The sequence below is a fragment of the Streptomyces sp. NPDC094143 genome, from assembly GCF_040303825.1.
Lineage (GTDB): Bacteria > Actinomycetota > Actinomycetes > Streptomycetales > Streptomycetaceae > Streptomyces.
Map to the genome: position 1 here is coordinate 178,391 of NZ_JBEOTZ010000007.1, position 14,896 is coordinate 193,286.

Here is a 14,896-nt window from a genome sequence, read left to right on the forward strand (position 1 = left end):
GATGGCCGAGTGGGGCGTCATATGTTCATACTGAAACGGTTTGCGTCTGACCACTTCTCTTCGTAGGAAACACCAAACACATGTCCTCCTCGGCTCCCGCCAAGGTCCCCGCCCCTGAACAGCCGGGAGCCGGGCCCACGAACGGCGCACTCGACCGCTTCTTCCGCATCTCCGAGCGGGGCAGCACCCTGTCCCGCGAGGTCCGCGGCGGTCTCGCCACCTTCTTCGCGATGGCCTACATCATCGTGCTGAACCCGATCATCCTCGGCAGCGCCAAGGACATGTACGGTCATCAGCTCGACAACGGGCAGCTGGTCACCGCGACGGCCCTCACGGCGGCGCTCACCACGCTCCTCATGGGTGTGATCGGCAACGTCCCGATCGCGCTGGCCGCCGGTCTCGGCGTGAACTCGGTGGTCGCCCTCCAGCTCGCCCCGCGCATGTCCTGGCCGGACGCGATGGGCATGGTGGTGCTGGCCGGTTTCGTGGTGATGCTGCTGGTCGCCACGGGGCTGCGCGAGCGCGTGATGAACGCGGTGCCCTACGGGCTGCGCAAGGCCATCTCCATCGGTATCGGCCTGTTCATCATGCTGATCGGGCTGGTCGACGCCGGCTTCGTCTCCCGGATCCCGGACGCCGCCCAGACCACCGTCCCGCTCCAGCTCGGCGGCGACGGGCATCTGAACGGCTGGCCCGTGCTGGTCTTCGTGCTGGGGGTCCTGCTGACCCTGGCGCTGATCGTCCGCAAGGTCTCGGGCGCGATCCTGATCTCGATCGTCGCCATGACGGTCGTCGCGGTGATCATCAACGCGGTCGCCAAGGTGCCGAGCTGGGGCCTGACCACGCCCAAGTGGCCGGGCAACCCGGTCGCCGGCCCGGACTTCGGGCTGGTCGGGCAGGTCAGCCTGTTCGGCGGCTTCGCCAAGGTCGGTGTGCTGACCGGGATGCTGTTCGTCTTCACCGTGCTGCTGTCGTGCTTCTTCGACGCGATGGGCACGATCATGGGCGTCTCCGACGAGGCGAAGCTGACCGACGGCGAGGGTCAGATGCCCGGCATCAACAAGGTGCTGTTCGTGGACGGCCTCGCGGTCGCCGCCGGTGGCGCCAGCTCCTCCTCGGCGACCACGGCGTTCGTGGAGTCCACGGCGGGTGTCGGTGAGGGTGCCCGGACGGGTCTCGCCAACGTGGTCACCGGCGGTCTCTTCGCCGCCGCGCTCTTCCTGACCCCGGTCGCCACGATGGTCCCGTCCCAGGCGGCCACCCCGGCGCTGGTGGCGGTCGGCTTCCTGATCCTGGCCGGTTCGGTGAAGGAGATCGACTGGGCGGACTACACGATCGCCGTGCCGGCCTTCGTGACCATGCTGATGATGCCGTTCACCTACTCGATCACGAACGGCATCGGCATGGGCTTCATCACCTTCGTGGTGCTGCGGCTGGCCGCCGGACGAGGCCGTGAGGTGCCGTCGGCGATGTACGCGGTGGCGGCGGTGTTCGCCTTCTACTACCTGATGCCGGCGCTGGGTCTGACCTGATCCTCGTCCTCGGAGCCGGAGGGGCCGTAGAACCTCTCCGTCTCCTCGACGGCGGCCTGGAACCGCTGGTCGAAGTCATCGCGAATGAGCGTCCGGACGACATAGTCCTGGACGCTCATTCCTCGTTTCGCGGCATGGTGCCGGAGCCGTTCGAGCAGGTCGTGGTCTATTCGCAGGCTGAGCACGCTGGTCCCCATGACCATGAGGGTCGCGGCACCGTTCGCCGCGGTGGGTCACGTTCCCCTCCGGGATCACCCGTATGAGTGATGTCACCGGTCAGTGGCGGGCGTCACGGGGCTTTCGCGTGTCCCCGGTGGTCTTTAGCGAGAGTAATGAGTTACGCTAAAGAACATGCCGGACCTCAGCCATGGCGACGACGCAGCCGCCGTGAACTCCCTCCGATCCGCCGTGATGCGGCTGTCCCGTCGCCTCAAGCACCAGCGGGTCGACGAGTCGCTCAGCCCCACCGAGATGTCGGTGCTCGGCACCCTGTCCCTGTGCGGCAGGGCCACACCGGGCGAGCTCGCCCGCAAGGAGCACGTCCAGCCGCCGTCGATGACCCGCATCGTGGCGCTGCTGGAGGCCAAGGGACTGGTCCGTCTGGAGCCGCACCCCGAGGACCGGCGCCAGAAGGTCGTGACGCGCACCGAGCAGGCCGAGGCGATGCTCGAGGAGAGCCGCGCCAAGCGGAACGCGTTCCTGTCCTCCCTGGTGGAGAACCTCGACGAGGACGAGTGGGCCAAACTGCGGGCCGCCGCCCCCGTGCTGGAGAAGCTCGCGCACCTGTAAGCCGTATGTAGCAAGGAGGCGAACCCTTTGAGTTCGGGACCCGGAACAGCTTCCGCCCCCGCACCTGAACCCCACGACTCCCCACCCGCTCCCGCAGCACCCGCCTCCGGCGACCGCGTCCGCAGGTCCTCGATGTTCTCGTCCCTGAAGGTGCGCAACTACCGCCTGTTCTTCATGGGGCAGGTCGTCTCCAACATCGGCACCTGGATGCAGCGCATCGCCCAGGACTGGCTCGTGCTCAGCCTCACCGGCTCCTCCGCCGCCGTCGGCATAACGACCGCCCTGCAGTTCTTGCCGATGCTCCTCTTCGGCCTCTACGGCGGTGTCCTCGTCGACCGGTTGCGCAAGCGGCCCACGCTGCTCGTGACCCAGACGTCGATGGCGCTCACGGCGATCGCCCTGGCCGTCCTCACGCTCACCGGGCACGTCCAGGTGTGGCACGTGTACGTGGCCGCCTTCGCGGTCGGTCTGGCCACCGTCGTCGACAACCCGGCCCGCCAGTCCTTCGTCTCCGAGCTGGTCGGCCCCGGCCAGCTGCAGAACGCGGTCAGCCTGAACTCGGCGAACTTCCAGTCGGCCCGCCTGGTCGGCCCCGCCGTCGCGGGCATACTGATCACCGGCGTCGGCACCGGCTACGCCTTCCTCTTCAACGGCCTGTCCTTCATCGCGCCGCTCACCGGCCTGCTGCTGATGCGCGCCCGCGAGCTGCACGCCGTCGAGCGCGCCCCGCGGGGCAAGGGGCAGCTGCGCGAGGGCGTCCGCTATGTCACCGGCCGGCCGGAGCTGATCTGGCCGATCGTCCTGGTCGGCTTCGTCGGCACGTTCGCCTTCAACTTCCCCGTCTACCTGTCGGCCTTCGCGGACGACGTCTTCCACGCGGGCGCGGGCGCCTACAGCATGTTCAACACGCTGATGGCGGTCGGCTCGGTCGCGGGGGCGCTGCTCGCGGCGCGGCGGGGCACGGCCCGGCTGCGGCTGCTGATCGTGGCGGCGATGGCCTTCGGCGCGCTGGAGATCCTGGCCGCGACGGTCCCGGCCCTGTGGATGTTCGCCCTGCTCATGGTGCCGCTGGGGCTGTTCGGCATGACGGTCAACGTCACGACGAACACCAGCATCCAGATGTCCACCGACCCGGCCATGCGCGGCCGTGTCATGGCCCTCTACATGATGGTCTTCCTCGGCGGCTCCCCGGTCGGCGCCCCGATCGTCGGCTGGGTCACCGACACCTACGGCGCGCGCGTCGGCCTCGCGGCGGGCGGCGCGGTGGCGGTGGCGGCCGCGGCCGCGATCGGCCTGGTCCTGGCCCGCGTGGGCAACCTCCGGCTGTCGGTCGGCTGGCACCGCGGGCATCCCCGGGTGCGGTTCGTGCCGCGGGACCAACGGGAGGAGCTGGCCCCGGCGGCGTAGCGGGGCCGTCAGTCCCGGGGGAAGTCGTCGGTGTTCAGGACGAGACCGACCACGGTGCCGGTCAGGTCGATCTCGTCTCCGAAGTCCAGGCTCAGCTCGCCCCGGAACTCGCCGTCCTTGGGCTTGGTGTGCAGATGCCAGCGGCCGGTGGACGGATCCACGATCAGGTACACCGGTACGCCGGCCGCGGCGTAGGCGTCCTTCTTGGGGCCGTAGTCGTTCGCCCCGGTCTTCCTGGAGATCACTTCGGCGACGTACTCGACGTCCTCGTACCGCCACAGCACATCATGTCGAGGGTGAGTTCGCCGCTGCTGTCGGCCATCTCGATCCTGTCGTCAAGGACGGTCATCGTGGCGCTCCTCGCCGGCCGCACCGACGATGGATCCGGCCGCGCAGTACAACGGTACGCACGGCGACCAGGGCATGCCCGGACCCAGGGGGCGAGGGCGGGCAGACTGGCCGCATGAGACTCTTCGCCGCCGTACTGCCCCCGGACGAGGTGTGCCATGAGCTCGGGGCCGTGGTCGATGCCCTGCGCGGGCTGCCCGGGTCCGACGGTGTGCGGTGGACCGGGCGGGCCGGGTGGCACTTCACGCTCGCCTTCTACGGCGAGGTGGACGACGGGCTCGTCCCCGGGCTGTCGGAGCGGCTGGAGCGGGCCGCGCACCGGACCGTCCCGTTCCCGCTGGCCGTGCGCGGCGGCGGGCAGTTCGGGCACGGCAGGGCGCTGTGGGCCGGGGCCGAGGGGGACCTGGCGACGTTGCGGCTGCTCGCCGAGCGGGCGGAGGCCGCGGCGCGGAAGGCGGGTGTGCCGATGGGGGAGCACCGGCGGTACAAGGCCCACCTGACCGTGGCCCGGAGCCGGGAGGCACGGGACGTGCGGCCGTATCTGGACGCGCTCGGGGAATTCACCGGCCGGACCTGGACCGTCGACGAGCTGGTGCTGGTGCGCAGCAACCTGCCGACGTCCGGCGTCCCCGGGGAGCAGCCCCGGTACGAGGCGGTCGGGCGCTGGCCGCTCGGGGGCGCCGGTTAGGCTCGGTGGCGTGGACCCGAAAACCCGCAACCGGATCATGGCCGGTGTGCTCGTGCTGATGTTCCTCGTCGTCGCCCTGGCTTCGCTGCTGGGAAGGTAGGACGGCCGGGGAACCGCACAGGGCCGTTCCCCGGCCGCGCCGCTGAGGGGCCTACCAGGCGAAGGCCTCCGGGCTCGGGCCCGGGCCCGGGAAGATCTCGTCCAGGCCGGTCAGGAGTTCCTCGGACAGCTCCAGTTCGGACGCGCGGACCGCGGAGGCGAGCTGCTCGGCGGTGCGCGGGCCGACGATCGGGCCGGTCACGCCCGGGCGGGTGAGCAGCCAGGCCAGGGCGGCCTCGCCGGGCTCGACGCCGTGCTTGTCGAGCAGGTCCTCGTAGGACTGGATGCGCGCGCGGGTGGCCGGGTCGGCGAGTGCGTCGGCCGCGCGGCCGGAGGCGCGGCGCCCGCCCTCGACCTCCTTCTTCAGGACGCCGCCCAGCAGACCGCCGTGCAGCGGCGACCAGGGGATCACGCCGAGGCCGTAGTCCCGCGCGGCCGGGATGACCTCCATCTCGGCGCGGCGCTCGGCGAGGTTGTACAGGCACTGCTCGCTGACCAGCCCGATGGTCCCGCCGCGCCGGGCGGCGATCTCGTTGGCCTGGGCGATCTTGTAGCCGGGGAAGTTCGACGATCCGACGTAGAGGATCTTGCCCTGCTGGATCAGGACGTCGATCGCCTGCCAGATCTCCTCGAACGGGGTGTCCCGGTCGATGTGGTGGAACTGGTAGACGTCGATGTAGTCGGTCTGCAGCCGCTTCAGGCTCGCGTCGACGGCCCGGCGGATGTTGACGGCGGAGAGCTTGTCGTGGTTCGGCCAGGCGGGGCCGTCGGCGCCCATGTTGCCGTAGACCTTCGTGGCGAGGACGACCTTGTCGCGCCGGCCGTCACCCTTGGCGAACCACGTGCCGATGATGCTTTCCGTGCGGCCCTTGTTCTCACCCCAGCCGTACACGTTGGCGGTGTCGAAGAAGTTGATGCCCGCGTCCAGCGCCGCGTCCATGATGGCGTGGCTGTCGGCCTCGTCGGTCTGGGGGCCGAAGTTCATGGTGCCGAGGACGAGCCGGCTGACCTTGAGTCCCGTGCGTCCGAGCTGCGTGTACTCCATGCCGACCAAGCCAACGTGTTGAAGTGCGCTCCAGGCAAGTGACCGGCCCCAGGTCGTGTCCGCAGAGTCCCTCCGGGCGGACGGAGGGACTCTGCGGACACGCCCTAGGCGGGCGGGTCGTTTTCCACGTTCTCCGCAGGGCCGTGCAGCACCGGTTCGTTGACCTCCAGGTCGTTCACCAGCCGCAGGCAGGTGATGATGCCGCGGCCCGCGTCGGCCGTTGCCGCGTACTCGACCCGGAAGAGCAGGTGCGCCGCGGTGCCGACGGTGCCGATCTCGGTGGCGGCGCGCAGCATGAAGGCGAGGGTGTGGGCCTTGTCGCGCGGGAGGGTGACAGTGAGCGCCGCGCGGGGGGTGCGGCGGGGGCCGGGCGCTTCCCGCTGCTCGCCGAAGAGCAGTGCGCGGAGCAGTTCCCTGGCCTCGCGCAGGAGGTCCTCGCCCGCGGGGGAGCGGTGAGCGGGGCCGATGAGGGGCCCGCCCCGGGGCGGCGGATCCACCAGCAGGCCCTCGGCCCGCAGCCGCGCCCGGGTCCAGGCGGCCAGGCGGGCGACGCGGGCGGCACAGGCGGCGTGGTCCGACCGCCCGGCCGCGCGCCGGGCCGGTTCCCCTGCGGTCGGGTGGGTCGCCATGGGTGGACCGTAGGGCGGGGAGGGAAGGGGAAGGGAGCGGGCGGCCGGCAAACCCCACGTGGGGGTGAACCTCCGCCCCGCTGCACGGGCCCCGGCCCGCCGGGCTGCTCGACCCGGTGCCGGCCGCCGGCCTGCGGTGGGCGATCGTCGCCGGGGTGCCGGAGCTGCTGGGCGAGCCGGCCACGGACACCCGCGACGTCCTGCTCACCCTCGCCCGCGGCCGGCACACCCTGGCCACCGGAGAGATCCGGTCGAAGGACGCCGTCGCCGAGTGGGCCGTCGGCCTTCTGCCTCCGGCACACCGGCCGGCCCTCGCCCGCGCCCGGGCCGTCCACCTCGGGGACGAGGACGAGCGGTGGGACTGCGTGGACGCCGGGGGCTGCGCGGAGTACCCGGTCCGGATGATCGGGGAGCGTCAGCCCGCGTAGGGCCCGCCCAGGCCCCAGCCCTGGTGCAGGGCCGCCGCGAAGGCCGCCGCGATCTTGTGTTCGCCGCTCGCGTTGGGGTGGGTTCCGTCGTAGGTGTCGGCGGCGACGTCGTAGGAGGGCGGGGTCGAGGCCAGGAGGATCGGGGAGGCCGGTTCGTCGAGGTCCGCGGCCGTCTTGGCGAGGAGTTCGTTGAAACGGGAGACCTCGGCGGCGAAGGCCGCGTCGGTCCGGGCCCGGACGTTCGGCGTCACCGGCAGCCACACCATCCGCACCCGCCGGTTCGCCGCCCGCGCCCGCGCGGTGAACGCGCGGACGTTGTCGGCGGTCTGCTCCGCGTTCGTGTAGAAGCCCAGGTCGATCAGGCCGAGGGAGACCAGCAGGACGTCCGCCCGGCAGGAGCGCACGGCGTCGCCGATCAGCGGCGCCATGTGCTGCCAGCCCTCGCCCCAGCCGGCCAGGTGCGCCCGGGGGAAGTCCGGTTCGGCGTAGGCGTACGACGTGGGGGCGTCGGTGCGCTTGTCGTGGAGCGTCTCGCGGGGGCCGACGAGGGTGAAGGGGCCGCGGTGGGAACGGCACAGGTGCTGCCACAGCCGGTAGCGCCACGTGTGCTCGCCCGCGCTTCCGATCGTCATGGAGTCACCGACGGGCATGAACCTGAGCATCCGCTCATCATGGACGATCAGCGCGCCGGACGGGATGTGAGCCGGGCCACGCGCCGTCCCGGCCCCGGTGCGGGGGGCCGGCCTCCCGGGGAACCGCCTGATGAACCGCCCGGCGGGATGGCACGCTTGGGGCATGCGCAGACCCTTCGCCCTCCTCGCCGCGGCCCTTCTCACGGGCGCCCTCGCCGTGCCCGCCACCGCAGCGGACGGGGACGAGAAGTTCACGATCAGGGATCCGCGCATCACCGAGTCCAGCGGCCTGGCCGCCTCGCACCGGCACCCCGGGATCTACTGGACGCACAACGACAGCGACGACGGGGCCTACCTCTACGCCGTCGACAGCGGGACGGGCGAGACGGTCGCGACGATCACCATGACCGGTGTGGGCAGCCCGCGCGACGTCGAGGCCGTCTCGATCGGGCCGGACAACCGGATCTGGGTCGGTGACATCGGCGACAACCTCGGCGGCACCTGGCCGCACGTGTGGATCTACCGGCTGCCCGAGCCGAAGACCCTGCGCGACCAGTCGGTCCGGGCCACGCAGTACGTCGTGAAGTACTCCGACGGCGCGCGGGACGCCGAGTCCCTCGTGGTGCACCCGAAGACCGGCCGCGTCTACATCGTCGACAAGAACGAGAAGGGCGGGCACCTGTACGAGGGTCCCGCCGACCTCTCCCCGGCCGGCACCAACGTGTTCCGGCCCGTCGCGGCCGTCCCCGACCTGGAGGCCACCGACGCGACGCTCTCCCCCGACGGCGAACACCTCGTCGTGCGCAGCTACTTCGGGGCGGTCGCCTACGACTGGAACGGCGGGAGGATCAAGAAGAAGGAGCGGCTCGGCGTGCCGTTCCTGGGGCAGGGGGAGTCCGTCACCTACACCGCCGACGGGTCGAAGCTCATGTTCGGCGCGGAGGGGGCCGACAGCCCGGTGGAGCCGCAGGACGCTCCCGGCGGCTCGGACTCGTCCACCGGGAAGGGGAGTTCGGCCTCGCCGGAGGGGGGCGCCGGGGCGGGCGGGCTGAGCGGCGACCTCAGGACCGGGGCCATCGCCGCCGGTGTCGCCCTGGTCGTCGTGCTCGGCCTGCGCAGGCTGAGGCGGCGGGGTTGAGGGCGTGGCGCAGAGTCCGGGGGCGCGACGGGACTGCTGCGGGCCGGCCGACGGCGCGGGCGGGTCAGCCGGAGCGGGACGGGTCAGCCGGAGCGGTGGCGGCGCGACGCCTGTGACGTGTCCGGGTCCCCGGCCCGGCGCTGCTCCACCAGGACCTCCAGGCCGTCCAGGATGCGCTGGAGCCCGAACTCGAAGTGGTCGAAGTCCGGTCCGAAGGTGTCCTCGGACAGGGACGCCATGACCGGATAGCGGCCCGACGCCATGGCCTTCTCCAGGGCCGGCATCTGCGCCTGCCAGAACTCGGCGTCCGTCAGGCCCGTCCGGCGCTCCGCCTCCAGCTGGTACAGCTGCGTGCGCGCGGCCCCGACGACATACCCGTCGATCATGATGATCGCCGAGACCAGCTCGGGGTCGCTCAGGCCCATCGGGCGGATCAGGGTGAGGACCTTCTCCATGCCGTCCAGGGCGCTCGGGCCGAGGATCGGGCGGGACTGGTTGACGTGCAGCAGCCAGGGGTGGCGGCGGTAGAGGGCGAGGGTCGCGCGGGCCAGGGCCTCCAGGGCCGCGCGCCAGCCGCCGTCGCCCAGGTCGGCCGGGTTCCCGGAGGGGCGCTGCACCCGGTCCAGCATGAGGTCGAGCAGCTCGCCCTTGCCGGGGACGTACCGGTACAGCGACATGGTCCCGGTGCCCAGCTCGGCCGCGACGCGGCGCATGGAGAGCCCCTCCAGGCCCTCGGCGTCCGCCACCTGGACGGCCGCTTCCACGATCCGGTCCAGGGTGAGGGTCGGCTTGGGCCCGCGGCTCGGGCGCCGGCCGGTGTCCCACAGCAGCTCCAGGGTGCGGGCGATGTCGCCGCTGCCGCTGGTCTCCGTACCGCCACTGCCACTCGTGCCGCTCGTCATGAGCCCAGCTTAGGGCCCTCCGCCAAAAAAACTGGGTACGGCGTACGCGTAATCGAGTACGCTGTACCCAGTTCAGTGCCGGACCGGCACAGGTCACGGGAGGGGCGATATGGACGGATACGCGGTGCGCGCCGAGACGCTGGAGAAGCGGTACGGCGAGAAGCGCGCCCTCGACGGGTTCGACCTGGCGGTACGCGAGGGCACGGTGCACGGCCTGCTCGGGCCGAACGGGGCGGGCAAGACCACCGCCGTCCGCATCCTGTCCACGCTGGTCCGGCTGGACGGGGGCCGGGCGACGGTCGCCGGGCTCGACGTGACCCGGCAGCCGCGCGAGGTGCGGGCCAGGATCGGGCTCACCGGCCAGTACGCGGCGGTCGACGAGGTGCTGACCGGCCGGCAGAACCTGGAGATGTTCGGCCGCCTGTTCCACCTGGGCGGCAGGCGCGCCGAGCTGCGGGCGGCCGAGCTGCTGGAGCAGTTCGACCTGACCGACGCCGCCGACCGGGGCGTCGGCAAGTACAGCGGCGGCATGCGGCGCCGCCTCGACCTCGCCGCGTCGATGATCCTGGCCCCGGCCGTGCTCTTCCTCGACGAGCCGACGACCGGCCTGGACCCGCGCAGCCGGGGCGAGGTGTGGGACTCGGTCCGGGCGCTGGTGGCGAGCGGCACGACCGTGCTGCTGACCACGCAGTACCTGGAGGAGGCCGACAGGCTCGCCTCCCGCATCACCGTCATCGACCAGGGCCGGGCCATCGCCGACGACACCCCGGACGGGCTGAAGGGCCTGGTCGGCGGCGACCGGATCGAGGTCGTGGTCGCCGAGCGGTCCGAGATCCCGCGGGTGGTGAAGGTCGTCGCCCGGGTCACCGACGGCGAACCGGAGGCGCACGAGGCCGAGTTGCGGGTGCAGGCCCCGGTCGCCGACCGGGTCGCGGCTCTCACGGAGGTGGCGCGGACCCTGCAGGACGAGGGCGTCCGTGTGGAGGACATCGGACTGCGCAGGCCGAGCCTCGACGACGTCTTCCTGCGCCTGACCGGACACCGGACCGAGAAGGAGGCCGCAGCGTGAGCGCCGTCGACCTGAGCACCACGAGCGCGCGCAGCGGCACGTACTGGCTGCTCGCCGACTGCTGGAACATCGTCCGCCGCGGCCTGACCCACTACCGGCGCCAGCCGGTCAACATCGCCTGGCAACTGGGCTTCCCGATCCTGTCCGTGCTGCTCTACGGCTATGTCTTCGGCAGCGCGATGAAGGTGCCGGGCGGCGGGGACTACAAGGACTTCCTGATGCCGGGCATGTTCGTGATGACCATGGCGTTCGGCTTCATCAACACGGCCACGGTCGTGGTCCCCGACTCCACCAAGGGCGTCATCGACCGCTTCCGCTCCATGCCGATGGCGTCCTCCGCCGTCGTGGCCGGACGCGGGGTCACCGATCTGATCGTGGCCTGCGCCGAGTTGGCCATCATGATGCTCACCGCCCTCGCCATGGGCTGGCGCCCGGACGGTGGCCTCGGCTTCCTCGCCGCGTTCGGGCTGCTGCTGTGGCTGCGGTTCGCGCTGATCTGGATCGGCGTGTGGCTCGGCCTGCTGGTGCCCAACCCGGAGGCCGCGGGCGGCCTGTTCGCGGTCGCCTTCCCGCTGACGATGATCTCCAGCATCTTCGTCGCGCCGCAGCTGATGCCCGACTGGCTGGGCTGGGTCGCGGCCTGGAACCCGATCTCCTCCACGGCGGCGGCGACCCGTGAGCTGTTCGGCACGCCCGTCGGGGGCGGCGGCTCCTGGGTGGAGCGGCACGCGCTGCTGATGGCCGGGGTGTGGCCGGTGATCCTGACGGCGGTCTTCCTGCCGCTGGCGGTACGGCGGTTCAAGAAGCTCAGCCGGTAGCGGGGGCGGTGGCGGTGGCGTGGCGACGGGGGGCGCTCGGCGAGGGCCGGGCGCCCCCTCCCCGTAGAGTGGCCGATCATGGGGGACTTCGAGAGCGACATGGTCACCGTCCCGGCCGGGCGGGTGACGCTGGCGGACCGGCGGACCGAGCGCAGCTGGGCCGTGGACGTCGCGTCGTTCCGGCTGGCGGCGTTCCCGGTCACGCAGGAGGGGTACGCCGAGGTCACCGGCCGCAGGCCGAGCGCGGCCCAGGGAGAGCGGCTGCCCGTGGAGGGCGTGTCCTGGTGGGACGCCGTCCGCTTCTGCGACGCCCTGTCCCTGCGCGAGGGGCTGACCCCCGCGTACCACGTACGGGACGACGGCGAGACGGTCGGCTGGGACGCCTCCGCCGACGGATACCGGCTGCCGACCGAGGCCGAGTGGGAGCACGCCTGCCGCGCCGGCGGCACCGGCCCGCGCTACGGCCCCCTCGACGACATCGCCTGGTACCGCGGGAACGCGGACGACGCGATCCGTCCCGTGGGCGGCAAGCGGCCCAACGCGTGGGGCCTGTACGACATGCTCGGCAACGTCTGGGACTGGTGCTGGGACCTCTACGACCCCGAGGTCTACGGCACCTACCGGGTGCTCCGCGGCGGCGGCTGGTCCGATGAGCACTGGAGCTGCCGCGCCTCGGTGCGCCGCCGGAGCCATCCGACGTTCCGGATCGACGACGTGGGGTTCCGGGTGGCCCGGACGCCCCGGACCTGACCCGGGTGACGGATCCCGGGCCTGGTCCGGCCTAGCCCTCCAGGCCCGTGCCCTCCAGGGCCGCCTTCCTGCCGCGGCCCCGGCCCACCTGCGTGCGCACCGCCCCCATGCTCGCGGCGATCACCAGCGCGATCGCCGCGGCCTCCGGCGCCGTGAGGGACTGGTCGAGGATCAGGAAGCCGGCCGTGGCCGCGAGGGCCGGTTCCAGGCTCATCAGGATCGCGAAGGTGGAGGCGGGCAGGCGGCGCAGGGCGAGGAGTTCGAGCGTGTAGGGCAGGACCGAGGAGAGCAGGGCCACCGCCGCGCCCAGGCCCAGGGTCACCGGGTCGAGCAGCTTCGTGCCCGACTCGGCGATGCCCAGCGGAAGGAACAGCACCGCGCCCACCGCCATCGCCAGGGCCAGCCCGTCCGCCTGCGGGAAGCGGCGGCCCGTACGGGCGCTGAAGACGATGTACGCCGCCCACATGGCGCCCGCGCCCAGGGCGAAGGCCGCTCCCGCGGGGTCGAGTCCGCTGAACCCCCCGCCGCCGAGCAGGAACACGCCCGCGAGGGCGAGGGCCGCCCAGACGACGTTGATCGCGCGGCGGGACGCCAGGACCGACAGGGCGAGCGGTCCGAGCACCTCCAGGGTGACCGCGGGCCCCAGTGGGATGCGGGCGACGGCCTGGTAGAAGAGGCCGTTCATCGCGGCCATGGTGACGCCGAAGACGACGACCGTGCCCCAGTCGGCGCGCGAGTGGCCGCGCAGCCGGGGGCGACAGACCAGCAGCAGCACGACCGCCGCGACGAGCAGGCGCAGCGCCACCACGCCCAGGGCGCCCGCCCTCGGCATCAGCGTCACTGCCAGGGCGCCGCCGAACTGCACCGAGATGCCGCCGGCCAGGACGAGGCCCACGGGGCCGAGGGAGCCCAGCCGGCCCGGGCCGGCCGCGGGGCCGGACGCGGGCGACGCGGTGGTCGCGGGCTGGGGCGTGGTGACGCTGTCGGGGCTGGTCACGGGCGGTCCTGTGCTCGTCGGCGCGGATGCGGGCGGTCCGTACACCGGCGTGCACTCCGCGTACATCCCGGTGTACTTCGCAGTCCAGGGTAATGGACTGAGTCAGGTGCGTGAAGCCCTTTTGCCTCTGTCTCGTGGCGTGAGACGCCCGCCCGGCGCCCTCGGGGTCTCAGCGGCGGGACAGGTAGAGCTCGAACGCCTTGTACAGCAGCCGGCTGAGCGGGTAGTCCCATTCGCCGAGGTACTCGACGGCCTCGCCGCCGGTGCCCACCTTGAAGCGGAGCAGGCCCAGCAGCGGGCTGGACTCCTCCAGGGTGTCGGTGATGCCGCGCAGGTCGTAGACGGCGGCGCCGAGTTCATGGGCGTCGGTCATCATCCGCCACTGCACGGCGCTGCTCGGCTGGACCTCGCGCCGGCGGCTGGTGGAGGCGCCGTAGGAGTACCAGACGTGCTCGCCGACGGTGAGCATCGTCGCGGCGGCGAGCACCTCGCCGTCGTGGTGGGCGAGGTAGAGCCGCATCCGGTCCGGGTGCTCGGCGGTGAGCGCGCTCCACATGCCCTGGAAGTAGGAGAGCGGGCGCGGCAGGAACCCGTCGCGCTCGGCGGTCTCGGTGTACAGCTCGTGGAAGGCCGGCAGGTCCTCCAAGTCGCCGCGCACGACCTTCACCCCGGCCTTCTCCGCCTTCTTGATGTTGCGCCGCCACTGCTGGTTGAGGCCGTTGTGGATCTCCTCCAGCGAACGGCCGGCGAACGGCACCTGGAAGACGTACCGGGGCTGTCCCGCGGCGAAGCCGGCCTCCCCGCCGGCGTCGCTCTGCCGCCAGCCCATGCGGCGCAGGCCGTCCGCGACCTGCCCGGCCCGCGGTTCGTACGACGTCGCCCGGACGTCGCGCAGCCGTCGCGCGGCCGGGTCCGCGATCGCCGCCTTGACCGTCTCGGCGCTCCAACGGCGCACCACGACCGGGGGGCCCATCCGCACGGCGAAGGCGCCCCGCCGCCGCAGGTGGGCGACCATCGGCTCCAGCAGGCGTTCCAGGCCGGGCTCGTGCCAGTCGATCAGCGGGCCCTCGGGCAGATACGCCAGGTACCGCCGCAGGCCGGGCAGCCGCGGCCCGGGCAGCGGGCGCAGCAACACCAGCCCGGCGCCGACGAGCTGCCCGGCCGGGTCGAACCAGCCGAGGCTCTCCGCCTCCCAGTCGGGCTTCACCGCGCCCCAGGACGGGACCTGGGTGTGGCTGGCGGAGCGGCGGGCCGAGACGAACCCCAGATGCTCGTCGCGGGTGATCGGCTGGACGCGGACGCTCATGCGCGGGCTCCTTCGAGCAGCGGCCCTCGGCGGGCGGGGGACTGGTGCCGCGAGCCTAGGAGCGGCCCGGCCGCTCCCCGGTCCCAGACACTCGGATCGCCCCGCAGCGTGGCCCGAACGCCTCACGCGGGTTCGTGGGCGGGAGGGGGGTTGTCTGGTGCCTCGCGTGGGTTCGTGGGTGGCGGTGGGGCGTCTGGTGCCTCGCGTGGGTTCGTGGGTGGGAGTGGGTTGTCTGGTGCCTCGCGTGGGTTCGTGGGTGGGGGTGGGGCGTCTGGTGCCTCGCGTGGGTTCGTGGGTGCAGGGGGGTTGTCTGGTGCCT

Annotated in this window: 17 protein-coding genes; 9 read left to right on the forward strand and 8 right to left on the reverse strand. The window is 72.4% G+C overall.

From position 1 onward, the window contains the following. Positions 1 to 80: 80 nt before the first annotated feature. Positions 81 to 1,532 carry an NCS2 family permease gene (locus tag ABTZ58_RS12330; RefSeq protein WP_351354164.1) on the forward strand — a complete coding sequence of 484 codons (1,452 nt, stop codon included), beginning with the start codon at positions 81 to 83 and terminating at the stop codon, positions 1,530 to 1,532. Here ABTZ58_RS12330 and ABTZ58_RS12335 read toward each other — a convergent pair. Beyond that, positions 1,502 to 1,729, reverse strand: a complete 228-nt coding sequence (locus ABTZ58_RS12335) for a ribbon-helix-helix protein, CopG family (RefSeq protein WP_351354167.1) — start codon at positions 1,727 to 1,729, stop codon at positions 1,502 to 1,504. The two genes, ABTZ58_RS12330 and ABTZ58_RS12335, sit on opposite strands and share 31 nt — an antisense overlap. A 154-nt stretch (positions 1,730 to 1,883) precedes the next feature. On the opposite strand from ABTZ58_RS12335, the gene ABTZ58_RS12340 reads away from it, so the two are divergent. Together ABTZ58_RS12340 and ABTZ58_RS12345 are read left to right on the forward strand one after the other, a co-directional pair. After that, positions 1,884 to 2,321, forward strand: a complete 438-nt coding sequence (locus ABTZ58_RS12340; RefSeq protein WP_309098097.1) for a MarR family winged helix-turn-helix transcriptional regulator — start codon at positions 1,884 to 1,886, stop codon at positions 2,319 to 2,321. Positions 2,322 to 2,348: 27 nt separating this feature from the next. After that, entirely contained in the window at positions 2,349 to 3,728 is a 1,380-nt protein-coding gene (locus tag ABTZ58_RS12345) for an MFS transporter (RefSeq protein WP_351354172.1), read from the forward strand. A gap of 8 nt (positions 3,729 to 3,736) precedes the next feature. On the opposite strand, the gene ABTZ58_RS12350 is transcribed toward ABTZ58_RS12345, so the two are convergent. Beyond that, complete coding sequence (locus tag ABTZ58_RS12350) at positions 3,737 to 3,973, reverse strand: Uma2 family endonuclease (RefSeq protein ID WP_351354175.1); 237 nt, start codon at positions 3,971 to 3,973, stop codon at positions 3,737 to 3,739. Positions 3,974 to 4,191: 218 nt separating this feature from the next. Between ABTZ58_RS12350 and thpR the strand changes: the two genes are divergently transcribed. Further along, complete coding sequence (gene thpR, locus ABTZ58_RS12355) at positions 4,192 to 4,764, forward strand: RNA 2',3'-cyclic phosphodiesterase (RefSeq protein WP_351354178.1); 573 nt, start codon at positions 4,192 to 4,194, stop codon at positions 4,762 to 4,764. A 151-nt stretch (positions 4,765 to 4,915) separates the two neighbouring features. Here the strand turns inward: thpR and ABTZ58_RS12360 are convergent, their stop codons facing one another. Further along, complete coding sequence (locus ABTZ58_RS12360; RefSeq protein ID WP_351354181.1) at positions 4,916 to 5,908, reverse strand: aldo/keto reductase; 993 nt, start codon at positions 5,906 to 5,908, stop codon at positions 4,916 to 4,918. A gap of 104 nt (positions 5,909 to 6,012) precedes the next feature. Beyond that, positions 6,013 to 6,537, reverse strand: coding sequence for a hypothetical protein (locus ABTZ58_RS12365; protein ID WP_351354184.1), 525 nt, complete (start codon positions 6,535 to 6,537; stop codon positions 6,013 to 6,015). 116 nt (positions 6,538 to 6,653) lie between these two features. On the opposite strand from ABTZ58_RS12365, the gene ABTZ58_RS12370 reads away from it, so the two are divergent. Continuing rightward, positions 6,654 to 6,965, forward strand: coding sequence for a DUF4111 domain-containing protein (locus ABTZ58_RS12370; RefSeq protein ID WP_502996055.1), 312 nt, complete (start codon positions 6,654 to 6,656; stop codon positions 6,963 to 6,965). Here ABTZ58_RS12370 and ABTZ58_RS12375 read toward each other — a convergent pair. Continuing rightward, entirely contained in the window at positions 6,953 to 7,627 is a 675-nt protein-coding gene (locus ABTZ58_RS12375) for a GDSL-type esterase/lipase family protein (protein WP_351354187.1), read from the reverse strand. The genes ABTZ58_RS12370 and ABTZ58_RS12375 overlap by 13 nt on opposite strands. A 133-nt stretch (positions 7,628 to 7,760) precedes the next feature. Between ABTZ58_RS12375 and ABTZ58_RS12380 the strand changes: the two genes are divergently transcribed. Beyond that, entirely contained in the window at positions 7,761 to 8,735 is a 975-nt protein-coding gene (locus tag ABTZ58_RS12380; RefSeq protein ID WP_351354190.1) for a WD40 repeat domain-containing protein, read from the forward strand. Between the two features lie 83 nt (positions 8,736 to 8,818). Here ABTZ58_RS12380 and ABTZ58_RS12385 read toward each other — a convergent pair whose 3' ends face one another. Continuing rightward, positions 8,819 to 9,637 (reverse strand): TetR/AcrR family transcriptional regulator, encoded by an 819-nt coding sequence (locus ABTZ58_RS12385; RefSeq protein WP_351354193.1) that lies wholly within the window; start codon positions 9,635 to 9,637, stop codon positions 8,819 to 8,821. A 109-nt stretch (positions 9,638 to 9,746) separates the two neighbouring features. Here ABTZ58_RS12385 and ABTZ58_RS12390 point away from each other — a divergent pair, with 109 nt between their 5' ends. The 3 genes from ABTZ58_RS12390 (at position 9,747) to ABTZ58_RS12400 (ending at position 12,274) form a co-directional block, all read left to right on the forward strand. After that, the gene (locus ABTZ58_RS12390) at positions 9,747 to 10,706 is read left to right on the forward strand and encodes an ATP-binding cassette domain-containing protein (protein ID WP_351354197.1); all 960 of its coding nucleotides are present in this window, start codon (positions 9,747 to 9,749) and stop codon (positions 10,704 to 10,706) included. Beyond that, positions 10,703 to 11,524, forward strand: coding sequence for an ABC transporter permease (locus tag ABTZ58_RS12395; protein WP_351354200.1), 822 nt, complete (start codon positions 10,703 to 10,705; stop codon positions 11,522 to 11,524). Before ABTZ58_RS12390 ends, ABTZ58_RS12395 begins: the two co-directional genes overlap by 4 nt. Positions 11,525 to 11,602: 78 nt before the next feature. Then, positions 11,603 to 12,274: a formylglycine-generating enzyme family protein gene (locus tag ABTZ58_RS12400; protein ID WP_502996056.1), complete on the forward strand. Its 672-nt coding sequence runs from the start codon at positions 11,603 to 11,605 to the stop codon at positions 12,272 to 12,274. Between the two features lie 31 nt (positions 12,275 to 12,305). Here the strand turns inward: ABTZ58_RS12400 and ABTZ58_RS12405 are convergent, their stop codons facing one another. Next, complete coding sequence (locus ABTZ58_RS12405) at positions 12,306 to 13,271, reverse strand: EamA family transporter (protein WP_351354203.1); 966 nt, start codon at positions 13,269 to 13,271, stop codon at positions 12,306 to 12,308. 169 nt (positions 13,272 to 13,440) lie between these two features. Beyond that, positions 13,441 to 14,577 (reverse strand): lipid II:glycine glycyltransferase FemX, encoded by a 1,137-nt coding sequence (locus ABTZ58_RS12410; protein WP_351354206.1) that lies wholly within the window; start codon positions 14,575 to 14,577, stop codon positions 13,441 to 13,443. Between the last annotated feature and the right edge of the window lie 319 nt (positions 14,578 to 14,896).